The organism is Pandoraea sputorum, assembly GCF_000814845.2.
Lineage (GTDB): Bacteria > Pseudomonadota > Gammaproteobacteria > Burkholderiales > Burkholderiaceae > Pandoraea > Pandoraea sputorum.
Map to the genome: position 1 here is coordinate 1,277,368 of NZ_CP010431.2, position 21,200 is coordinate 1,298,567.

Consider the following 21,200-nt stretch of genomic DNA (forward strand, 5'->3'; position numbering starts at 1 on the left):
CGCCGGTGCAAGTCGGCGCAACACGCAAAGTAAAACGGTAACGAGCAGGTAAGGCAAGGCAGGAAAACGTATGACAATCGATCGAGCGGTCTGGCAAGGCCGTGTGGATACCGGCGAAACAGGCCACACGCTGCGTCTGCATCAGGTGCTGCGCGACTACGATGCTTGCGAAGCATCGGAAGTGGCGGGCGGCGCGGTGGTGCTGGGCTTTTGCAGTGACGAAGGCGTGCGCCGTAATCATGGACGTCAGGGCGCGGTGGCCGGACCCGACATGCTGCGCCGGGCATTGGCGAGTCTGCCCGTGCAGGGCACGCCGTCCGTGTTCGACGGTGGCAACGTCGTGTGTGCCGACGAACGGCTCGAAGCTGCGCAGGCGGCGCTGGGCCATCGCGTCGCCGAAGTCTTGGCGGCAGGGGCGCGTCCGGTGGTGCTGGGCGGCGGCCACGAGATCGCGTACGGCACGTTCCTTGGCGTGGCGGAACACTACGGTGACCGTCTGCGCGACGAGCCGATTCTGATTCTCAATTTTGACGCCCACTTCGATCTGCGCGCACAGCCCACGGCCAGCTCCGGCACGCCGTTCTGGCAGATCTCGCAGTTGCTGGCGGGGCGTCAGGCACCGTTCCACTACGCGTGTCTCGGTGTAAGCCGTTACAGCAACACCGACGCGCTGTTCGAGCGCGCTACCGCGCTGAACGTCGACTACTGGCTCGACTCGACGATGCTCGCGCACCGTCTGCCGGAAATGTGCGACCAGTTGGAGAAGAAGCTGGCGAAGGTGAGCCACGTCTATCTGACCATCGACATGGACGTGCTGCCCGGCGAGAAGGCCCCGGGCGTGTCGGCACCGGCAGCGCACGGCGTGGCGTTCGAAGTGGTGGAAGCGCTCATCGGCGTGGTGCGTCGTTCGGGCAAGCTGCGCGTGGCGGATATCGCAGAGTACAACCCGACATACGACCGCGACGGCCTCACGGCACGTGTCGGTGCACGTCTGCTGCATCCGCTGATCACCCAGTTGCCGGGCTGAGCGGCTGGGTTCAACGTGCGGTTGAACGCGCGGGGCTAAGCGAGCCTGGCACGCGAACGAATGAACGGCGTAGGTGCGGCGCTTCATGTACCCTCTGCGCCGCGCAATGCCTAAGGTTATTTGCGCCGTTCGCGGGACTTCTGCGCGACAATAGGGCGGGCGATCGAACTCTCGATCGCCCGCCCTATTTGTTTGGTGCACTGCGGCATGCCGATCCGTCGCACGTGCGCACAATCGCAGTCGACAAGCGAGGTCAAGATGACAGAGCAGACGAACTCCCCGAGCGATACCCGTACCGAAGTCGCCACGCTGGCCGGTGGCTGTTTCTGGTGTCTTGAAGCCTGCTATCAACAACTGGACGGCGTGAAGTCGGTCGTCTCGGGTTATGAAGGCGGCCATGTCGACAATCCCTCGTATGAGCAGGTCTGCGAGGGCGACACGGGCCACGCTGAAGTGGTCCAGGTGACCTACGACCCGGACGTCGTCACGTATGAAGAAATCCTGATCGTCTTCTTCCAGATCCACGATCCGACCACGCTCAACCGTCAGGGCAACGATGTCGGCACGCAATATCGCTCGGCGATCTTCTATCACAACGACGCCCAGAAGACGGCGGCCGAACATCTCATTGCGGAGCTGATGGCGGAGATGACGTATCAGCATCCCATCGTCACGCAGGTCGTCGCGACGCAGACGTTCTGGCCTGCCGAGGCGTACCACCAAAACTACTTCCGCCAGCATCCCGACCAGGGCTACTGCGCTTATGTCGTTGCGCCGAAACTCAAGAAATTTCGCGAGAAGTTCGCCCGTCGGTTGAAGTCGGCGGCATAAGTCACGGCGCAACGCGAAGGCGCTCACAGGAGCGTGCAGTTGTAGAGCGGGTCGTACTCACGCGATAGCGGATAAGGTGGGGACGGTGGATGTGGTGGCGAACCACCGTCCGCTGCCTTTCGGCGCGCACGCTGCGTGTCCGGCTCCGCCGAAACCGGAATCCTTCCCCACGCGTTGCTGCTAAGGCTTCGTATCGGCGGTGCGTCGGCGCGCTGCCGACACCGTTCGAGATGCCCGATGAAGGCGGCGATACGGCGTTGCTCGTGCCTCGCAATTCGCAGATGTCGATCGAATGGCACATCAGGCCTGGCCACGGTGGCGGCGATTGCTGCTGCCTCGGAATTGAGGCGGGCCATGCGTGGTACCGATGACGGGAAGGCAGTGTGGCTCATGGCTTCATGCGCCTGAAGGGCTTCGTGCGCTTCAAACGAGTTCACCCCCGCAGCACCGTAATGGAAGTCGAGAATGCGTTTGTGGTCGCGCAGGACTTCAGCCGCGTGTGGGCTGTCGCTGTCGAGGTAAGCGAGTTCGCGCGCGCCAGCCTCGTGTAGCGCGCCGTCTCCCGGTGCATCGACGTCGGCAAGATCGGGTAGCTCGCTCCGACCGATGGCCACGATCCGTGCGCCCACGTCGTATCGCAGCGCCTCCAATGTTCCCGGCAGATATTGCGGCTCGTCACGGAGCAGCGAAGGCAGTCCCAGCGATTTCAACCTCGCTTCGAGTAACGCCGTGCCGCCCTCCGGATGCAACGCCAGCGCGGTCGCGACCGAATGCCTAAGCTCAGCATTGCGCGTATAGCGTCGCGACGGGCACCCTTCTTTGGGCGTGACCAACGCAGCGAGCACGTTGTGCATGTAGTCGTTCAAATGCACGGCTCGACACGGCGTTTCCGTAGGGACCGCCTGACTCTTCTTCGCCAGCGACGCCGTGCGCACAGCGTGGCCTTCAGGCAGACGATTTCTGATGCTGGTGAACTGCGTCGCCGGACGCGCGTTGTCGGGGGCTTCGCCCGTTTTGACTTGCCAGTTCGACAATTGCGGCCAGTAACCTGGAAGCGGCTGTGACGGTACGGGCATAAGGTCCTCTCTCAAAGTCTGTCGTTGCTGTTCTCTCGCAGTTGCCCCGGCGAGGGGGAGTGCGAAACCCCACGGTCCGCCGCATCCGTGCGCGGACACCGACACGGTCTACCCGACGACGCTTGCCGTGCCACCCGTCACCGAAGCGAACAGGATCAGGCACGGTTCACCCACGTCTGCCGCATGTCCATAGGCGGCGTCGAAGTGATCGAAGTAGAACGCTTCTGCCGCGCTTGGCACTTGCTGCGTGACGATGGCGAATTGGTGGTGATCGAAACGAATGTCGAGATACGTGAGGCTCGTGTAAAGCCAGACGACATACCCGGCATACGGCAATGTCTCGGGAAGTTCCGGGCATGTGGCCATTGTCTGAGCCGCGTTCCGCGCATCAGCCAATGCCTCGCCGCCTTGTGCGTTCAGCCAGCGTCGGTAGTCTTCGCGCGCAGGGCGATGTTTCATGGGCGTATCTCCAGGGAAGTGACGACGACGCTTTCCGAAGCGTCGAGCGATGGTGTGGCCGTTGTTAAAGCGCGGTTTTGGCGAATGCGCCGGGAATTGACGCATTTGCTGCGATGCACGCTCGGCCAGGACACATCGATGATGCCCGCCACCCGGTGGCGTGGGGTTGTGGAGCGTCCGAAAGGGGTATCGGACAACACCCCGACTTGAGGGGGCGGGCGGCAAGGCGAGACGTGAAACGGATGTTTGTTGAATTTTTTATCGATATTCGTTGAATTTTCTCTGGTGGCGACTTCGCAACACGGCAAGAGGAGGGGGATCGGCGCAGAACGAGGCATACCGAGGGCTTTCGGCCGGAAATGCGCGCAGCGCATAACCGTTCATATATTCATTATTTTTCGCATAAAATGGCGGCTCCCCTCCATGAAGTCTTCAGGTAGTTTGCCGTGCGCCCCCTGCCTTTCCGCGATGCATTGATGGCCATGATCGGCATCGCGCTCGTCAACATGCTGGTCGCCCTCGACCAGACCGTCGTAAGTACAGCACTTCCCTCCATCGTCGCCGAGCTCAAGGGTTTCGAGTACTACGCCTGGATTGCGAGCATTTACTTGCTGGCTTCCGTCGTGACCGTGCCGGTATTTGGGCGGCTTGGCGATTACTTCGGTCGACGCAAGTTCGTCATCGCGTCGGTGCTGACGTTTACGTTCGCCTCGCTGCTGTGCGGCCTCGCCCCCAACATGCCGTTTCTCGTGTTCGCGCGCGGCCTGCAAGGCATTGGCGGCGGGATGATGGTCGGCACGGCGTTCGCGTCCGTCCCGGACCTCTTTCCGGACGCCCGTTCGCGCGTGCGCTGGCAGGTGGTGATCACCACGGCTTACGGTATCGGTACGGCGGCTGGCCCGTCGCTGGGCGGTCTGCTCTCCGAGCATTTCGGCTGGCGGTCCACCTTCTTCGTTAACCTGCCGGTCGGACTGGCGGCGCTCTACTTCGTATGGCGTTATCTGCCGAAATTTCCCCCGGCCCATAAGGGTGACGTTCGCGTCGACTGGCGTGGCGCGCTCTGGATCGCTGTAGTGCTGGGTGGTTTTCAGGTGTTTATCGAGAGCGTGCCCGAGCACGGCGCGTCTCTGGTCAACCTCGCGTTGATCGCGGCTGTTGCCATCGGTTTTTGGGCGTTGCTGCGCACCGAACGGCGCGCGACGCATCCGATCGTGCCGCTCGACATGTTCCGGCACCCGCAACTCGTGGTGCTGTTCACGCTCTCCGTGCTGATCGGCTTTGTGATGTATTCGCTGATCTTCTTCGCGCCGCTGCTGTTGCAGGGCGGCTTCGGCCTCAGCCCGCAGGCCGCCGGGCTGATCGCGACGCCGATTGCGGCGTGCATCGCACTGGGCAGCTTTATCAACACACCAGTGGTCGTGCGTCTCGCGCGCCCGACGAACATGCTGGTCATCGGCTTTTGCCTGCTGGCGGTCGCTGCGGCGGGCGTGGGGCTGGCGCACAACACCACGCCGCACGGCTTGCTCGCGTTGGCGATGGCCTGCGCGGGCATCGGTATCGGCTTCATCCTGAATAACATGAACGTGTTCGGGCAGGAGATCGCCGGGCGTGAGCGCTTCGGTATCACGACCGCGCTGCTGCAATCGACACGCATGGTCGGCGGCATGCTGGGCACGACCATCGTCGGTACGCTGGTCAATCACTGGTACGCGCGCGGTGTGGCGGGGGCTGTGACGAGCTACGACGGCACGCCCGCAGCCCACGCTGTAGCGCGCGCCCTCGATCCGCGCATCCTGATCGATCCGGCGTTGCGCGCCGACTTGCTGACGGACCTTCGTGCCATGGGCATCGACGGCCTGCCGCTGGTCGAAACGGCACGGCAGACGCTGGTGAGCGCTGTGCACGCCGGTGTGCTGCTCACGGGCGTGGCCGCTATCGTGGCGGCCTTACTGGTGCGCCGCATTCGTCAGATCCAGTTCCCCAAGCGGGTCGACCGTACGGTCGTCGTTGCCCCGGAATAGCCCTGGAATAGCTCCGGAATCGTCCGAATATCGTTCGGCGCTGTCCGACCGGACGTTGCCGAACGGCGCAAAATGGCCGGAAATCAGGGGGCAGGCTGGGCAATACGGTCTCAAACTGCCGGGCCCGGCCCGACCTCGTTTACAATGCGCGGTGTTTGCCGGGTGAGCCGGCATCACCGAATTTTGTGAACGAGGTTTCCATGATCATCAAGCCACGCGTGCGCGGCTTCATCTGCGTCACCACCCATCCCGTCGGCTGCGAAGCCAACGTCAAGCAACAGATCGAGTATGTGAAGGCGCAAGGACCGATCGCGAACGGCCCGAAGAAGGTGCTCGTGATCGGCGCGTCGACCGGCTACGGTCTGGCCGCACGGATTACCGCCGCCTTCGGCAGTAACGCCGACACGCTGGGCGTGTTCTTCGAGCGCGCGGGCAGCGAGACCAAGCCGGCCACGCCGGGCTGGTACAACACTGCGGCCTTCGACAAGTTCGCCACCGAACAGGGCCTCTACGCGAAGAGCATCAACGGCGACGCCTTTTCCAAGGAAATCAAGGCCAAGACCATCGAGACGATCAAGAACGATCTCGGTCAGGTCGATCTGGTCGTGTATAGCCTGGCTGCGCCGCGCCGTACGCATCCGGAAACGGGGCAGGTGTTCAACTCGGTGCTCAAGCCTGTGGGCAAGTCGGTGACGCTGCGCGGCATCGACACGGACAAGGAAGTTGTGAAGGAGTCCGTGTTCGAACCGGCCTCGCAGGAAGAGATCGAGAACACGGTCGCCGTCATGGGCGGTGAAGACTGGCAGATGTGGATGGACGCGCTGGCTGACGCCGGTGTGCTCGCCCCGGGCGCCAAGACGACCGCATTCACGTATCTCGGCGAGAAGATCACGCACGACATCTACTGGAACGGCTCCATTGGCGCGGCCAAGAAGGATCTGGACGAGAAGGTGCTGGGCATTCGTGCGAAGCTTGCTCCGAGCGGCGGCGATGCGCGCGTTGCCGTGCTCAAGGCGCTCGTCACGCAGGCCAGTTCGGCGATCCCGATGATGCCGCTGTATCTGTCGCTGCTGTTCAAGGTCATGAAGGCCAAGGGCACCCACGAAGGTTGCATCGAACAGATCTACGGTCTGTACAAGGACAGCCTGTACAACGCTTCGCCGCTGCTCGACGAAGAGGGCCGCGTGCGCACCGACCAGAAGGAACTGTCGCCGGAAGTGCAGGGCGAAGTCTCGGCGCTGTGGGATAAGGTGACGAACGAGAACCTGTACGAGCTGACGGACTTCGCGGGTTACAAGCACGAGTTCCTGCGTCTGTTCGGCTTCGAGATCGAGGGCGTGGACTACGACGCCGACGTGAATCCGGACGTCGCGATTGCGCACCTCGTCGCGTAAGCATTTCGCGTTCGAATGACGATGGCCTGAGCCCGGCGTCACTGCCGGGTCAGGCCATTGTTGTTTCTGACGTCTGCGACAATTCGGAAATGCGCTCGGCCAGCGCGTTGCACGACAACGGCGACGAGCCTTCGGCCTTGTTGTTGACGATGACGTAGACGGGATGCCCGGCCATTGCATAGTGCGTGGCCAATGCGGCGAGCACGTCGCGTGTGGTCGGATCGGGATCGACGATCTTGTCGAACGGCGCGTACTTCGCTTTCGCCTGCTCGTACTTATGGCCGCTGTTCAGATTCCAGCGCACGACGAGCGGCCCCGCGCCCGTCTCGTCGAGCAATGCCAGTGCGGCGGCCTGACGCTCCACATGTGGCATGCGCGCGTGCAGACCGATGCAGTAACGCACACCCAGTTGCCCCAGCGTGCGCATGAGACGCGGCGTCAGCAGAGCGCCATCGCGAATCTCCAGCGCGTAGCATGGTCCAGGCGCAGTCGTCCCGTCGGGCAGCGCCTCGCCTTGCGGCAATGGCGGGAGGGCAGAGAAAAACGCCTCGATGCGTTGAATCAATGTGGGGACGTCGCGAAGCAGCTCGGTCGGCAGCGGCGAGACCTGGAACACCAGCACACCGGCCTTCGGCCCTAGCCCGGCGAGACACGGCGCGACGAACTGCTCGGTGGCGATGCGCGCGTCGAGAAAACACGGATTCGCGCTGAGACCTTCGCCTTTCTCGCCGCGCACGACGGCATCTGTCACGACACTCGGCGCTTTCACCAGAAAGCGAAAATCCCTCGGAACCTGCTCGGCGTACTTCTGGTACTCGACGATCGACATCGGCTTGTAAAACGACCGGTCGATGCCGACGCAACGCAGCACGGGATGGCGGGCGTAGGCGGTGAGTCCCTGACGCGAGAGTTTGGTGTCGCTGTAATCGTCGTCCCAGACGATGCCTTTCCAGCCCGGGAACGACCACGACGAGGTGCCAAGACGGATGTTGCCGGGCAGCCGTTCGCCCAGCGTTTGCACGTCAGACGGAAGATCGGCTGCGCCGACGCCGCTGCGTGATGTAGATTGACCCGACGATTGCCCCGAAGATCGACCCGGACGTCGCCCCTCGGAGACGGGGGCGGCGGCAGTAGAAACGGACTTGCCGTCGACCTGCCCGGCACGTCCGCCTGGCGGCGGATCGTCAGGCGGCGTGCCGAACAGATCGATCTGGCTCATGGATTGTTGCGATTCTCGTACATGTAACGGCGGGACCACGGAAGCTGCTTTGCCGATTGTCCTGCCTTGCGGCATACGATCTGATAGATCGAGACGTGATCGTGCTCGAACGCATAGGCGCATCCCGCAAGATACACGCGCCAGACACGGAAGCGTTCTTCTCCGGCCAGCTCGCGCAGACGCGGCGCGTTCGCTTCGAAGCGCTCCGACCACAGCGTAAGCGTGTGGGCGTAGTGACGGCGCAGACTTTCCACGTCGCTCGCCTCCAGTCCGCCGCGCTGCATCGACTCCAGCGCCAGGCTGATGTGCGGCAGCTCGCCGTTCGGGAACACGTACTTGTCGATGAACTCGCCGCCACCCATCGCCGTCTCGCCGCTGTCGGGATCCGTCGACGTGATGCCGTGGTTCATGGCGACGCCGTCGTCCTTGAGCAGCGCAGCCATTTTCGCAAAGTAGTCCTTCAGGTTCTTGCGCCCGACGTGCTCGAACATGCCCACGCTCGTGATCCGATCGAACTGACCTTCCACGTCGCGGTAATCCTGAATGCGGATTTCGATCTTGTCTTCCAGGCCGAGCTTTTTGACGCGTTCGGTTGCCAGTGCGAACTGATTCTCCGAGAGCGTCACGCCGACACACTTCGCCCCGAACTTCTGCGCGGCGCGAATCACCAGCGCGCCCCAGCCGCAACCGATATCGAGCAGCGTCTGGCCGGGTTGCAGTCCGATCTTCGTAAGGATGTGATCGATCTTCTTCTCTTGCGCCGTGTCGAGGTCTTCGTCGCCATTTTCGAAATAGGCACACGAATAGACCATGTTCTTGTCCAGCCAGAGCTGGTAGAACTCGTTCGAAACGTCGTAGTGGAACTCGATCGAGCGCTTGTCGGACTTCTTGGTGTGATTGAAGTGACGCACGGCACGCTCAAGCGGACCGATGGTCGTCAGACTGCTGCCCGCAAGCGCGTAGCTCATGTCGATGACGTCGGCCAGTCGGCCTTCGACATCGATTTCACCCTTCACATACGCCTCACCGAGATTGTCGAGGCTTGGACTCAGTAGACGCGTCATGGCCGCAGGGCCATTGATGCGCAACGTTACGCTGGGGTTGTCGAAGGCACCAAAATCGTATTGCTGACCGTTCCAAAGCGCGAGGCGAATGGGCAGGTTCGAAGAGGTCTTGACGCCGCTGACCCAGTTTTCGAGTTTTTTCTCCCACAACATGGATGTGCTCCAAGTGTCACCAAAAAAACTTTCATCCGTACCGTCGGCACGGTGACGTCTCCTCGTCAATCGGGCGGGCAGGCGTACCGCGTCGGCGTAGCCGACACAACAACGTTCAGGGGGACAGGCGCGCGACGCGCCACGCTCCATCGGCAAGCCGGAAAAATTTGATGCGATCGTGCAGGCGCGATTCGCGACCCTGCCAGAACTCGATGGTTTCCGGCACGAGCCGGTAACCACCCCAGTGCGGCGGGCGCGGCGGGGCGTCGCCGAACTGGCGCCGGAACTCCGCTTCGCGTTGCTCGATGATCGTGCGATCGGCCACTTCGGCGCTTTGCACCGAGGCCCACGCGCCAAGACGGGAACCCACCGGGCGCGAGTGGTAATAAGCGTCGCTTTCTTCTGCGCTCACCTTCTCGACACGTCCCTCGATACGCACCTGGCGCTCAAGTTCGATCCAGTGAAACAGCAGGCAACCGTACGGCGTGGCCGCCAACTCCTGACCCTTGCGCGAATCGTAATTCGTGAAGAACGTGAACCCGCGTTCGTCGGCGCCCTTGATCAGCACGATCCGTGCATCGGGGCGGCCATCCGGCGTGACGGTGGCGAGCGTCATGGCATTCGGCTCGGGCAACTGGGCGGCGAGCGCTTGCTCAAACCAGAGTCGGAATTGGTCGAACGGGCTGGACGCGACGTCGGTCTCCGAAAGTGAGCCGAGGGCGTAATTTTTGCGCAGGTCCGCGAGAGAAAGCGTCTGGGTCACGACGATCGTAATCGGTCTGGTGCGTTGGGGGTTGCGACACAGTATAGCGAAGAGTTAGGGAAATTGCGCACGTGGCGATTTGCCGCATCGTTCGCGCAACGATCCGCCAAACGCCCCGTGTGATGGGCATCTAGCGCTATGTGCTTGATATTTAATGAGTGAAGTATTTCCGTCCGGGGCCGCTGGCTGTCCCGAAACGCACCCCCGAAAGCGACGGCAAATCCATCACGTTGGCATGGGCATTGCTTGGCATTTTGTGTGCCGTTGGCCGTGCCGTGCCCATGCAACGCGAATCGGTCTCAGGGCTTCTCGCTCCCGGAGCCGACGGCAGCCGCCGACGGTGAGGACTGCGGGGCGCGCCCCCGGCCACCGGGCTTACTGCCAGGCGCGTTACCCGACCCGGTGCCGGTGCCGTTGGCGTCGGGCACCGATTTGACGTTCGCAGGGTTGCGGCTCGGTGGGTGTTGCAGCTTGGCCAGCAATTCGCCGCAGGGGCTGTCCTTGCCGGGGCCGAGTTCGAGCAGCGGAATGAGCGCGGTATACGGGGCGAGCACGCCCAGGGCGATCGCGCCGCCTGCGCGGGCCACCAGCGTTGGCACGTTCACGCCCACGTCCGGATGCTTGAAGGTGCCGCGCACATATAGCGGCGAGCGCAACGACAGCAGGCCGAAGTGCTTGGGCTCGGGGCGGATCGTCAGATTGAAGTGCTCACGCTTGAGGTCGACCTGACCCGTCACCCCAATGCTTGTGTCGTCGGTGTCGATCACGAAGGTGCGGGCGTCCATCAGGCCGTCGCGCACGGCAAAGTCGGCGGCGGCGCAGCGCATCTCGATCTGCTTGTCGCCGAAGAGCTTCGTCAGCACGATGTTGCCGACGTTAAGCCCCATGTATTGCAGCAGCAGTTTGCTGACCGAGCCACGGTCGATGAGCGTCTTGATCTCGCCGTTCGACGAACCTGCCAGCGCTGCAATCGAGTTGCCGGTGGCGGTCAGTGCCGCGTCGCCGTTCACTTCACCGACACTCGTCTTCATCAGATCAACGTCGGGCAGCAACTGCTTCATCTTCAGATGGCGCAGGGAGACCTGAGAATCCACCTTCATCGGCTCGACCTGTCCGTTGAGGACGAGCGTCGACGTAATGCGCCCGCCTGCCACACCGAATTCCAGCGGACGCAGCGAGAGCACGCCGTCGTCCAGCACGAGATGCGTGACGAGATTGTCGATCGGCAGGCTCTTGTCCTTGATGATCTTGCGGCCGGTGAATTGCACGTCCGCATCGATGGCGCGCCAGCGGTCCGTCTTGAACGGATCGACCGGCAGCACCTTGTCGGACGGCGGCGCTTTCGGCTTGCCCGACAGATCGCTGCCGCCCGACGGATTCTGTCCGCCGATCGCTGGTCCCAGATCGACCAGACGCAATTGATTCGAGACGACCGCACCTTGCAGAATGTTGCGCGGCTGGCGTTGACGGAATACGAGCGTGCCCGAGAGATCGCTCTGGCCGACCTTGCCCTGGAAGCGCTCATATCGCCAGACACCAGCCGTGTGCAGCAGGTGCCCGTTGGTTTCATAAGACGGCGTTTCCGGCAGCAGTACGCCGGTGATCGGATAAAGGTCGGCCATGGTCGGCCCAGCCAGACGCAGGTGCATGTCGAGTGCCGACAGGGTGGCCGGATTCGTGAACGTGCCCTTGGCGGCGATCTGCGTGCGGCCGATGCGCACGCTCGCGTCGAGCGGATAGGGCTCGCCCGAGTCTTCGAGCGAGAGGACGTCGCCGCCACGCCCCTTGCCGGTGACGGCGACCTTGCGGAACGTCCCTTTCAGGGAGACGCCGATGCCGTACGGTGCCTGACCGTCAATGGTCGCGATGTTGGCCGTCAGATCGAGTTGCTGCGGCACGAGGTTGGCGCGTACTACGCCGTCTTCGAGGATCAGGCGTCCGATGCGGAATTTCCATGGCGACGGCTGGCCGTCGCCCTTCGTGAAGGTCCAGTTGTTGCGCCCATCCGCCTGCTGCTCGATGACGACCTTCGGTGCGGACAGCGCGACTTCGGGGAGGACGACGCGCTTGTCGAGCAGCGGAAGCCATTCGAGGGAGAACGTGAGTCGGCCGACGGAGACCATGTTCGGCTCCTGACTCCACGCAACGTTGCCTAACACGATATCATTCGCGATCAGGCGAGGCCGCGGCAGCCAGCGCCCCAGACCCGGGGCCTGCGCATTCGGGGCCAGCCAGTGCAGCGAGAGGTCGCCCCGGATGGCAAACGGGCGGCCCGTCGCGGTGCTCACCTCCCGGTTGATAAAGGGCCGGGCGTAGTTCCAGTCAAACCACGTGATGAACGCCGCGAATGCCAGCACGATGGCGACTATCGTGATCGCCAGCCATTTCAAGGACGTTACCCATCGCATCATGAACAGTACCCCGTCGATCGTTGTAGCTCCGGTGCCTGCCACGCCATCGGAGAAGGATTATGACGCGAACCGCCGTTTCGGCGGCCTCGCGCGCTTGTACGGTGACGACGGTCTCGCGCGTCTGCGTGAAGCCCACGTGGCCGTCATCGGCATCGGCGGCGTTGGCTCGTGGGTGGCCGAAGCGCTGGCGCGCAGCGCCGTGGGCCGACTCACGCTTATCGATCTCGATAACGTCGCCGAAAGCAATACCAATCGTCAGGTGCACGCACTCGACGGCAACTACGGCAAACCGAAAGTTGCCGCGATGGCCGAACGGATCATGGCCATCAATCCTGGTTGTCAGCTTACGCTCGTCGAGGACTTCGTCGAACTGGAAAATCTCGACGCCATGTTGGGCGGCGGCTTCGACTGGGTGGTCGACGCCATCGACAGCGTTCGGGTGAAGACGGCGCTCATCGCATGGTGCGTGGCGCATAAGCAGCGTCTGATCACCGTAGGCGGTGCAGGCGGTCAGATCGATCCGACACGGATTCGTATCGACGACCTCGCCCGCACGATCCAGGATCCGCTGCTTGCGAAAGTGCGTGCGCAATTACGCAAGCAACATGGATTTGTCCGTGGTCCGAAAGCCAAGTTCAACGTGCCGGCGGTGTACTCGGACGAGCCGTTGCAATATCCGGAGGCCGTGTGCGCGCCGGGCGAAACGCCCGATGCGGCTGTGGGTCCGCAGGGCCTGAATTGCGCCGGTTTCGGTTCGAGCATGTGTGTCACAGCGACGTTTGGCATGGCCGCCGCAGCTCACGTTTTAAAGCAGGTGACGAAGGTCGGACGTTGAAATCGGCTCGGTGCGGGCACTCACGTGCCCGAGATTTTCCCAAGCCTCGCGCGTGGCGTCTGTAACCAAAAGTTACGAAACGGTGGCGGGCCGCTTTGCCGCGAGCGGGGAAGACCTCTCGATCAGTCTCTCGATATCCAAAACAACAACGGCCGGAGATTCTCCGGCCGTTGTTGTTTGTGGCGTGTTGTTTCGTTATGCATAACGTCACAGCGTCGCCACGATAATGCGGCAGTGCCGCAATGAAAGCTTCTTAACGCAGCTCGCGACGCAGGACCTTGCCGACGGGCGTCTTCGGCAGTTCGGTGCGGAACTCGATGACATGCGGCACCTTGTAGTTCGTCAGATGCTGACGGCAGAAGTCGATGATGGCTTTCTCCGACAGGTCCTGCGACTTCTTGACGATCACCGCCTTGACCGCCTCACCGGTGCGCTCGCTCGGCACCCCCACGACTGCCGATTCCAGCACGCCCGGGCACATCGCGAGCACGCTTTCGACTTCGTTCGGATAGACGTTGAAGCCCGACACGATGATCATGTCCTTCTTGCGATCGGTAATGCGCACGTAGCCTTGTTCGTCGATCGTACCGATGTCGCCAGTGCGCAGCCAGCCGTCCGATGTAATGGTCTTGGCCGTTTCGTCGGGGCGATGCCAGTAGCCCTTCATGACTTGCGGGCCGCGCACGCAGATCTCGCCTTCCTGGCCGAAGCCCAGCGCTTCGTTGGCGTCGTTGCGAATGCTGACTTCGGTCGACGAAATCGGCAGGCCGATGGAGCCGTTGAACTCGCTGCCCAGCGGGTTGATACACACGGCGGGTGAAGTCTCCGTCAAACCGTATGCCTCGATCAGCGGGTGCCCCGTGACCTTCTGCCAACGTTCGGCCACCGCGCGCTGCACGGCTGCGCCACCGCCGAGTGCGCATTTAAGGGCTGTGAAGTCGAGCTGATCGAACCCCGGCGTGTTGAGCAAACCGTTGAAGAGCGTATTCACGCCCGTCATGAACGTGAACTTCCACTTGCCCAATTCCTTCACGAAGCCGGGCATGTCGCGCGGATTGGTGATGAGCAGGTTGAGTGCGCCGAGCTGGAGGAACACAAGACAGTTCGCCGTCAGACAGAAGATGTGATAGAGGGGCAACGCCGTGACGATGATCTCTTTGCCTTCTTCGAGACCCGAGCCGATCCACGCGCGTGCCTGCAACATGTTGGCGATCATGTTGTAGTGCGTGAGCATCGCGCCCTTGGCCACGCCGGTCGTGCCGCCGGTGTACTGGAGGAAGGCGATGTCGTCGTGACCGAGCTGCGCTTCTTCCAACTTGGCACGTGCGCCTTTTGCCATGGCAGTGCGGAAGGGCACCGCGTGTGGAATGTTCCACTCGGGCACCATCTTCTTCACGTGACGCACGACGTAGTTCACGATCCAGCGCTTCGGTGCGGGCACCATATCGCCGATGGCCGTGGTAATGACGTGCTTGACCGGCGTGTTCGGCAACGCTTTTTGCAACGTCGCGGCGAAGTTCTCGATCACGAGGATCGCGCCGCAATCCGCGTCCTTCAATTGATGTTCGAGTTCACCCGCCGTGTAGAGCGGGTTGACGTTCACGACGACCATGCCCGCGCGCAGGATGCCGAAGACGGCCACCGGATACTGGAGCAGGTTGGGCGACATGATGGCCACGCGCGAACCGCGTTGCAATCCGGGCAGGCTTTGCAGATATGCGGCGAAGTCGCGCGACTTGCGCTCGAGGTCGGCGAACGTCAGCGTGACACCGAGATTGGTGAACGACGGACGATTCGCGAACTTCTGGCAGCTTTGCAGGAACACATCGTTCAGCGAACGATACGTGTTGACGTCGATCTCGGCCGGTACGCCGGGCGGATAGCTTTTGAGCCAGACTTTATCCATGAGCGCCTCCTTGGACTGGTTTTTATCGCATCTGGCGCGCCGGGGGAAGTACCAGTGAAAAAGTACAGGGCGACCGATGCATCGTTTCATCGCATGTCGTGTGGGGGTGCGAGCGGGGCGTCTCCTTGCCCGATTCTGCCTCGCGTGCGCAGCGGGTGCGCCATTCGATGCGTTGCAAAAAGCCGTAGCATACCGTGCCGTCTCCGGCGCGAGCACATGGAAAGCCCTGATTTGATGCGGGTTTGCGTGGAGTAATTGTTCTAGCGGCAAAGGCTTGCCAGTGAGGGGGATTCCGCGCTAATCCCGCATGAATTGCCCGATGCGGCGAGAAAACTCGGGATATGACAAAAGAATTGCAAAAAACACTTGCGTGGTGAGTTGGTTTCTTACATAATTCTGTTCTCACAGCGCGGCTGTAGCTCAGTTGGATAGAGTACTTGGCTACGAACCAAGGGGTCGTGGGTTCGAATCCTGCCAGCCGCGCCATTTATTTCGAGGGTCTCCTCACGGGGAGACCCTTAGTTTTTCGGGAGAGCCCTTCCGTTGATGCACCGAGTGCCATGCGCCGGTGAGTGTCGATGAAAGGCAAGCCGACAGCAGCAGGATCGTCTGATCGGTGTCTCGTGCAGTAAGTGCGGCTGTAGCTCAGTTGGATAGAGTACTTGGCTACGAACCAAGGGGTCGTGGGTTCGAATCCTGCCAGCCGCGCCAACTCAGTTGGCAAAAACGCTCCAGAGGCGAAAGCTTCTGGAGCGTTTTTCGTTTACGTTTCGTTTTCCGCATCGCGACGGCATCCGCATCGCGAATGCCGTCGCTGCAACGACAATCAGCTCGTCGTCTGTCCCACCTGCCAACCCAATCCCAACGCCTTTTGCAACGTCACGAACGACTTGAGCAATTGTGCGTCGCCCGCAATCCGGTCCTGCTCGGCAGAAAAGCGTGTGCGTTCGGCGTCGAGCCAGTCGAGCGTGCTTGCTGTGCCCGCGCGGTAGCGCTGGCGTGTGAGCGTTGCTGCACGCGTAGCCGATGCTTCCACACTGCGCAAACGGTAGACGTTCTCACGCTGATGACCGTAGCGCGCGAGCGCGACGTCGGCGTCGCGCAATGCCGTGAGCACGGCGCTTTCATACTTGGCCTGCGCCTGATCGCGCCCCGCCTTTGCACCGTCCACGCCTGCTTGCACGCGTCCGAAGTCGAGTACGTTCCATTGCAGGCGCGGCAGCGTCATCCAACTGAAGTTGTCCTTGCGCACGAGATGTCCCGGATCGAGCGCGGAATATCCGAGTTCGCCCATGATCGAGAGCTTTGGAAACCAGTTGGCGGTTTGCACGCCGATCTGCGCGTTCTGTGAGGCCAGACGCCGCTCGGCCGCACGAATGTCCGGACGCGCCTGCAACAACGCCGACGGATCGCCGATGGCGACCTTCGCGGGAACACTGGGCAACGCCTTGGGCGACTTGAGCGTGTCGTCCAGCGAGCCCGGTGCGCGCCCCGTCAGAAGCGCCAGTTGATCGAGCGATTCGATGACGTCGGCTTCCAGCGGTAACACGCGCGATTGCGTCTGCTCGACCTGCGTGAAAAGTCGTTCAACGTCCAACTCCGAGGCGACGCCGCCTGCACGACGCTGACGCGTGAGTTCGAGCATTTCGCCTTCGAGCTGGGCCGAATCGCGCACCAGCGCAAGCCGGGCCTGCTGATCGCGCAGCGCGACGTAGTTCTGCGCGACTTCCGCCGCCAGTTGCACGTGCGCGTCGGCGAGGTCTTCCGAAGCGGCGTCGGCATCGGCGCTTGCAGCTTCCACTGCACGTCGCGTGCCGCCGAACAGATCGATCTCCCAACTGGCATCGAAACCGGCGACATAAAGGTCGAGCGGTCCGCGTCCGCTGCCACCGCCATTGCCGGTCAGCATGCCGAGATCCGGCGAGCGCGTGCGCAGCATGGCGGCATCGACGGTGGCCTTCGGCAGCAAGTCCGCCTGATGGCTGCGCAGACTGGCGCGAGACTGACGCACCTTCGCCTGTGCCGCGCGGATATCGGGGCTATGGGCGATGGCGTCGTCGACCAGCGCGGTGAGTTGCGGATCGTCAAGCGCCGTCCACCAACGCGCTACGCCGGGTGCGTGCGCTTCGACACCTTCGCCCGCGTGAGCGAATGTCGCACCGGTGCGCAGCGCGTCGCCTGCCACTTCGGGTGCGCCGCGATAGTCGGGGCCGACGGTACAGCCTGCGACGAGAAAGGCGGCCGCCACGGCCAGCGTTCTGAGATGAAAAGTCATGATCGTTCAATGCCCGCCGGAGCTGAAACCGGCCGGTTGCTTGAGCATCAGGGCGAGCGGCACGCAGAGCAGCAGCGCGATCCCCAACGCATAAAAAGTCTCGGAAAACGTGATGACGCTGGCTTGTCTGGCGATCTCGGCAGCAAGCTGCGCCGTCGCCTGCAATTGCGCGTGCACCATGTCGCCCGTCTGCGCAAAAAAGCCCGCTGCATTGGCCGAGAGATGTTCCTGTCCCATCGGATTGTTGGCAGTGAGCGACTCGCGCAGTATGGCGTCGTGATAGTCCGTGCGACGATCGATCAGCGTACCCAGCAGTGCGAGGCCGACCGAGCCGCCGAGGTTGCGGGCCATGTTGTAGAGGCCTGCCGCGTCGCCGGCATCCTGCGCGTCGACGGCGGCCATCGACGCCTGATTGAGCGGCATCATCGCGAGCATCTGCCCGACGCCGCGCAGCAATTGCGACAACGTGAAATCGTGCCCCACGCTTTGCGCAGTCAGATCGATGTCGAGCATGCAGCTCGCGAAGAAGCAGAGCAGGCCGAGAATCACCAGCAGACGAATATCCACACGACTGATCAGGCGAGGCAAGAACGGCATCATCAAGAACGCGGGCAGCCCGGAGAGCAGCATGATGTTCCCGGACTGCTGCGCGTTGTATCCCGCAATCGTGGCGAGGAACTGCGGCAACAGATACGACACGCCATAAAGCCCTGCGCCGACGGTGAATACGATGTAGATCACGCTCGCGTAGTTCTTGTTACGCAGCAGAGCTAGTTTGACGATGGGCTTCTCGGCGGTGAACTGCGCCACGAGCATCATGCCGATACCGATGACGGAAAAGACCGACAGCCAGATGATCATGTGCGAATCGAACCAGCGCTCACGCTGTCCTTCTTCGAGCACGACGGTGAGCGTACTCAGCCCGATCGTCAGACCCACGATACCGAGCCAGTCCGCCTTGAGGAACGCCTGCAAGTTGGTCGGTTCACGCTTAAGACCCAGGCCGAGCAACGTCACGATGGCGGCGGAGAGCGGCAGGTTAAGAAAGAAGCACCAACGCCAGTTCGCATTCTCGGTGAGCCAGCCGCCCACCACTGGGCCGAGCAGCGGGCCGAGCAACACGATCAGGCCGAACATCGCCATGCCCACGCCCATCTGATGCCGGGGCAGACGCGTGCGAATGATCATTTGCGCCGTCGGAATCATCGCGCCACCTGCGAAGCCCTGACCGATACGGCCGACCACCATCTCGGTCAGGCTGCTCGACGCACCGCACATCATGGAGAACAGCGTGAAGAAGACGGCGTTGAGCATCAGAAAGCGACGCAATCCGAGCACACGTGTGAGCCACGCGGCGAGCGGAATCATGACGATTTCGGACATCAGATAGCCCGTGGAAATCCACGTGCCCTCGGTGCCCGACGCCCCGATCTGCCCCTGAATCTGCGGCAGCGCCGAGTTGGTAATCGAAATGTCGAGCGTGGCGAGCAGCGCACCAAGCGCTCCGGCGGCGACGGCGATCCAGTCCGACGCGCTCGCGTTGGCCGGTCTGGCTGCTGCGCTGGCGACGCCAGCGGCACCGGTGTTAGCCACGTTGGACTCCGTTGGCCGGTGCCGTACTGGCGTTCGACGGCATGTTCATCGCGGGGCCAACGCCCGAGCCGAGCGGCGCGCTGAGCGACACCTTGGTCGGCGTCGCCGCAGTCTTTTGGGTCGTGGCGTGCGTGTCGACATCTGCCGTCACCGACAGCCCCGGCAGCAGCACGGCGCGCAGCGATTCCGGTGCATCAAGTCGGATACGTACCGGCACGCGCTGCACGATCTTCGTGAAGTTACCCGTCGCGTTCTGAGCGGGCAGGAGCGCGAACTGCGAGCCGGTGCCCGGGGAGACGGAATCGACCACGCCGTGGATCGGCTCGCCAGGCAGCGCGTCGACGTGAATCGTCACGGGCTGGCCGGGGTGCATATGACCGACCTGCGTTTCCTTGAAGTTCGCCGTCAGATAGACGTTCTGCACCGGTACCACGGTCAGCAGACGGGTGCCGGGCTGTGCGAACTGCCCCACACGAACGGCGCGGTCGCCGACGCGTCCGGCCAGCGTGCTCTTGACAACGGTATCGGCGAGATCGAGTTCGGCTTTGCGTGCGCTCGCCTGTGCCACGGCCAGTTGAGCCTTGGCCTGCGCCAGCGCAGCGCTCAGCGTATCGGTTTGACGTTCGGTCGACTGAAGGCTGGCTTCGTTGCTCTTGAGCGAGGCATCGGCGCGGGTGCTGGTGTTGCGCAGCTCGGCCAGACGTTCGTCCGTCTCCGCACCGGTCGCCACGAGCGGGGCGTAGCGCTTGACCTGACCTGCGGAGTACGCAGCGTTCGCCTTTGCGCTATCGAGTTCGGCGCGGGCCTGCGCAATGGTCGCAGCGTGTTGCGAAAGTTCGGCCTGCGCGCGGGCGACGTCCGCCTCACGCGCCACGACGGTTGCCGCCGCTTCGTCGTAAGCGGCCTGATACTGACGCCCGTCCAGCCTTACCAGCGGTTGTCCGACCGTCACCGTTTCGTTGTCGCGCACCAGCACTTCGGTGACGTAGCCGCCCACCTTCGGCGCGACGGTCATGCTATCGGCTTGCAGATAGGCGTCATCGGTAGATTCAATGAAGCGACCCACCAGCCACCAGTGCGCGCCCCAGCCCAGCCCCGCAACGACGCCCAGCGCAAGCGCGCCCAGCAGCAGCTTCTTGCGGCGCGGATTGGCTGGCGCCTTCGTCTGGCCGGGCTTTCCGGCGCTTTCCATCGCTTTGGCGGCAGGGGCGTCTGCCGGACGCTCCATCGTATGGACCGGGTCCGAGGGTTTGACCTGTGTTGCCGTATTCATGGGAAATTCCCAAAATTATTCCAATTGGCAGAATTATTCCAGTTGATCGATTTATGTCAAGTGTTATATTTTTGACGAAAGTTTTGGGAAGCAAGGAGAGTCATGACAGGGACATCACGTGCGGGGCGCGTTCGCATGCAGAGCACAGCCACGCGCCCGCGGCATGCGGTCGACACCGGCTATCAGCGTGGCGAAGAAACGCGTGCGCGCATCATCCTCGCTGCGATCAAGTGTTTCGGCGAGTTCGGCTTTGCCGGGGCGTCCACGCGCGACATTGCGAACGAGGCGGGCGTCAACGCGCCTGCGCTTCAGTACTACTTCGACAACAAGGAAGGGGTGTACAAGGCGTGTGTCGAGTACATCCTGGGATTGGTGCTCGGGCAGATGGGCGGGGCGATCGAGTCTGCCGAACAGGTGATGGCCGATCCCGACGCCACCGACAAGCAACTCATCGACGCCTTCTGCGAGCTACAGAATCGCAAGGCGGGTTTCATGGAGGAAGTGCCGGAGATCGAGGGCTGGCACATGTTCATGGCGCGCGAGCAGGCAGGGCTCGGGCCGGAAGCGGGATTCAAGGTGTTTCACGACCGCTTTTCGAGCCGACTGGCGTCCGTTGGCGCGAACATCGTGACGCGGCTCGCGGGCGTTGCGCCCGACGACGAGGCCATGCGGGTGCGCGCCGTGTGCATCAGCACGCTCGGGATGGCGTTTCGCGTGATGCGACGTTCCGTCGACAGCTCGATGGGTTGGGGCTCGGAGCCGAATCCGGAGCGCAACCGGATGGTGCGCGAAGCCGTGCTGGAGCAGACGCGTTACTTGCTCGAGCGCACGGTGAGACAGCGTAAGGCAGCCGCGAAGTCGTGAGGGGATAAACGACGCGTCACGCGCCGATGCGGGAAT

Annotated in this window: 16 protein-coding genes and 2 tRNA genes; 8 read left to right on the forward strand and 10 right to left on the reverse strand. The window is 62.7% G+C overall.

Features of this window, described 5'->3' with window-relative positions:
• Positions 1–70 precede the first annotated feature (70 nt).
• Complete coding sequence (gene hutG, locus NA29_RS05830; RefSeq protein WP_039396709.1) at positions 71–1,027, forward strand: formimidoylglutamase; 957 nt, start codon at positions 71–73, stop codon at positions 1,025–1,027.
• A gap of 258 nt (positions 1,028–1,285) precedes the next feature.
• On the forward strand, positions 1,286–1,858 hold the full coding sequence (msrA, locus tag NA29_RS05835; RefSeq protein ID WP_052253202.1) for a peptide-methionine (S)-S-oxide reductase MsrA: 573 nt from the start codon (positions 1,286–1,288) through the stop codon (positions 1,856–1,858).
• 23 nt (positions 1,859–1,881) lie between these two features.
• Here msrA and NA29_RS05840 read toward each other — a convergent pair whose 3' ends face one another.
• Together NA29_RS05840 and NA29_RS05845 are read right to left on the reverse strand one after the other, a co-directional pair.
• On the reverse strand, positions 1,882–2,934 hold the full coding sequence (locus tag NA29_RS05840) for a hypothetical protein (protein WP_039396712.1): 1,053 nt from the start codon (positions 2,932–2,934) through the stop codon (positions 1,882–1,884).
• Positions 2,935–3,042: 108 nt separating this feature from the next.
• Entirely contained in the window at positions 3,043–3,393 is a 351-nt protein-coding gene (locus NA29_RS05845; RefSeq protein ID WP_039396714.1) for a hypothetical protein, read from the reverse strand.
• Between the two features lie 482 nt (positions 3,394–3,875).
• On the opposite strand from NA29_RS05845, the gene NA29_RS05850 reads away from it, so the two are divergent.
• Positions 3,876–5,414 carry an MFS transporter gene (locus tag NA29_RS05850; RefSeq protein ID WP_052253203.1) on the forward strand — a complete coding sequence of 513 codons (1,539 nt, stop codon included), beginning with the start codon at positions 3,876–3,878 and terminating at the stop codon, positions 5,412–5,414.
• Between the two features lie 200 nt (positions 5,415–5,614).
• Positions 5,615–6,808: an enoyl-ACP reductase FabV gene (gene fabV / locus NA29_RS05855; protein WP_039396717.1), complete on the forward strand. Its 1,194-nt coding sequence runs from the start codon at positions 5,615–5,617 to the stop codon at positions 6,806–6,808.
• Positions 6,809–6,857: 49 nt separating this feature from the next.
• Here fabV and NA29_RS05860 read toward each other — a convergent pair whose 3' ends face one another.
• The 4 genes from NA29_RS05860 to NA29_RS05875 all read right to left on the reverse strand — a co-directional run bounded on the left by NA29_RS05860 (position 6,858) and on the right by NA29_RS05875 (position 12,418).
• Positions 6,858–8,027, reverse strand: a complete 1,170-nt coding sequence (locus NA29_RS05860; protein WP_039396720.1) for a DUF72 domain-containing protein — start codon at positions 8,025–8,027, stop codon at positions 6,858–6,860.
• Positions 8,024–9,244, reverse strand: coding sequence for a class I SAM-dependent methyltransferase (locus NA29_RS05865; protein WP_039396723.1), 1,221 nt, complete (start codon positions 9,242–9,244; stop codon positions 8,024–8,026). The genes NA29_RS05860 and NA29_RS05865 overlap by 4 nt, the downstream gene beginning before the upstream one ends.
• Before the next feature lie 115 nt (positions 9,245–9,359).
• A complete protein-coding gene (gene pdxH / locus NA29_RS05870) occupies positions 9,360–10,007 on the reverse strand; it encodes a pyridoxamine 5'-phosphate oxidase (protein WP_039396726.1) in 648 nt (215 codons plus the stop codon).
• A gap of 299 nt (positions 10,008–10,306) precedes the next feature.
• The gene (locus NA29_RS05875; RefSeq protein ID WP_224786864.1) at positions 10,307–12,418 is read right to left on the reverse strand and encodes an AsmA family protein; all 2,112 of its coding nucleotides are present in this window, start codon (positions 12,416–12,418) and stop codon (positions 10,307–10,309) included.
• On the opposite strand from NA29_RS05875, the gene tcdA reads away from it, so the two are divergent.
• On the forward strand, positions 12,417–13,253 hold the full coding sequence (gene tcdA / locus NA29_RS05880) for a tRNA cyclic N6-threonylcarbamoyladenosine(37) synthase TcdA (RefSeq protein ID WP_039396728.1): 837 nt from the start codon (positions 12,417–12,419) through the stop codon (positions 13,251–13,253). The two genes, NA29_RS05875 and tcdA, sit on opposite strands and share 2 nt — an antisense overlap.
• Positions 13,254–13,506: 253 nt before the next feature.
• Here the strand turns inward: tcdA and NA29_RS05885 are convergent, their stop codons facing one another.
• The gene (locus tag NA29_RS05885; RefSeq protein ID WP_039396731.1) at positions 13,507–15,159 is read right to left on the reverse strand and encodes an AMP-binding protein; all 1,653 of its coding nucleotides are present in this window, start codon (positions 15,157–15,159) and stop codon (positions 13,507–13,509) included.
• A gap of 409 nt (positions 15,160–15,568) precedes the next feature.
• Between NA29_RS05885 and NA29_RS05890 the strand changes: the two genes are divergently transcribed.
• A tRNA-Arg gene (locus NA29_RS05890) sits at positions 15,569–15,645 on the forward strand.
• A 148-nt stretch (positions 15,646–15,793) separates the two neighbouring features.
• Positions 15,794–15,870: transfer RNA gene (locus tag NA29_RS05895), tRNA-Arg, on the forward strand.
• A 115-nt stretch (positions 15,871–15,985) separates the two neighbouring features.
• On the opposite strand, the gene NA29_RS05900 is transcribed toward NA29_RS05895, so the two are convergent.
• From NA29_RS05900 to NA29_RS05910, 3 genes are read right to left on the reverse strand one after another with little or no spacing between them, the layout of a single operon-like run.
• Positions 15,986–17,434 (reverse strand): efflux transporter outer membrane subunit, encoded by a 1,449-nt coding sequence (locus NA29_RS05900; protein ID WP_039396734.1) that lies wholly within the window; start codon positions 17,432–17,434, stop codon positions 15,986–15,988.
• Between the two features lie 6 nt (positions 17,435–17,440).
• Positions 17,441–19,027 (reverse strand): MDR family MFS transporter, encoded by a 1,587-nt coding sequence (locus NA29_RS05905; protein WP_039396737.1) that lies wholly within the window; start codon positions 19,025–19,027, stop codon positions 17,441–17,443.
• A complete protein-coding gene (locus tag NA29_RS05910; RefSeq protein ID WP_084104173.1) occupies positions 19,020–20,255 on the reverse strand; it encodes an HlyD family secretion protein in 1,236 nt (411 codons plus the stop codon). The genes NA29_RS05905 and NA29_RS05910 overlap by 8 nt, the downstream gene beginning before the upstream one ends.
• 147 nt (positions 20,256–20,402) lie before the next feature.
• Here NA29_RS05910 and NA29_RS05915 point away from each other — a divergent pair, with 147 nt between their 5' ends.
• A complete protein-coding gene (locus NA29_RS05915) occupies positions 20,403–21,164 on the forward strand; it encodes a CerR family C-terminal domain-containing protein (RefSeq protein ID WP_224786865.1) in 762 nt (253 codons plus the stop codon).
• The last annotated feature ends 36 nt before the right edge of the window (positions 21,165–21,200 follow it).

What these genes read in the sequence shown, in the direction of transcription:
- tcdA (WP_039396728.1), top strand. Translation starts at nt 12,417, where the DNA reads ATGAACAGTACCCCGTCGATCGTTGTAGCTCCGGTGCCTGCCACGCCA.
- hutG (WP_039396709.1), top strand. Translation starts at nt 71, where the DNA reads ATGACAATCGATCGAGCGGTCTGGCAAGGCCGTGTGGATACCGGCGAA.
- NA29_RS05850 (WP_052253203.1), top strand. Translation starts at nt 3,876, where the DNA reads ATGATCGGCATCGCGCTCGTCAACATGCTGGTCGCCCTCGACCAGACC.
- NA29_RS05885 (WP_039396731.1), bottom strand. Translation starts at nt 15,159, where the DNA reads ATGGATAAAGTCTGGCTCAAAAGCTATCCGCCCGGCGTACCGGCCGAG.
- NA29_RS05875 (WP_224786864.1), bottom strand. Translation starts at nt 12,418, where the DNA reads ATGATGCGATGGGTAACGTCCTTGAAATGGCTGGCGATCACGATAGTC.
- NA29_RS05845 (WP_039396714.1), bottom strand. Translation starts at nt 3,393, where the DNA reads ATGAAACATCGCCCTGCGCGCGAAGACTACCGACGCTGGCTGAACGCA.
- NA29_RS05840 (WP_039396712.1), bottom strand. Translation starts at nt 2,934, where the DNA reads ATGCCCGTACCGTCACAGCCGCTTCCAGGTTACTGGCCGCAATTGTCG.
- NA29_RS05860 (WP_039396720.1), bottom strand. Translation starts at nt 8,027, where the DNA reads ATGAGCCAGATCGATCTGTTCGGCACGCCGCCTGACGATCCGCCGCCA.
- NA29_RS05910 (WP_084104173.1), bottom strand. Translation starts at nt 20,255, where the DNA reads ATGGAGCGTCCGGCAGACGCCCCTGCCGCCAAAGCGATGGAAAGCGCC.
- msrA (WP_052253202.1), top strand. Translation starts at nt 1,286, where the DNA reads ATGACAGAGCAGACGAACTCCCCGAGCGATACCCGTACCGAAGTCGCC.
- fabV (WP_039396717.1), top strand. Translation starts at nt 5,615, where the DNA reads ATGATCATCAAGCCACGCGTGCGCGGCTTCATCTGCGTCACCACCCAT.
- NA29_RS05915 (WP_224786865.1), top strand. Translation starts at nt 20,403, where the DNA reads ATGACAGGGACATCACGTGCGGGGCGCGTTCGCATGCAGAGCACAGCC.
- NA29_RS05865 (WP_039396723.1), bottom strand. Translation starts at nt 9,244, where the DNA reads ATGTTGTGGGAGAAAAAACTCGAAAACTGGGTCAGCGGCGTCAAGACC.
- NA29_RS05900 (WP_039396734.1), bottom strand. Translation starts at nt 17,434, where the DNA reads ATGACTTTTCATCTCAGAACGCTGGCCGTGGCGGCCGCCTTTCTCGTC.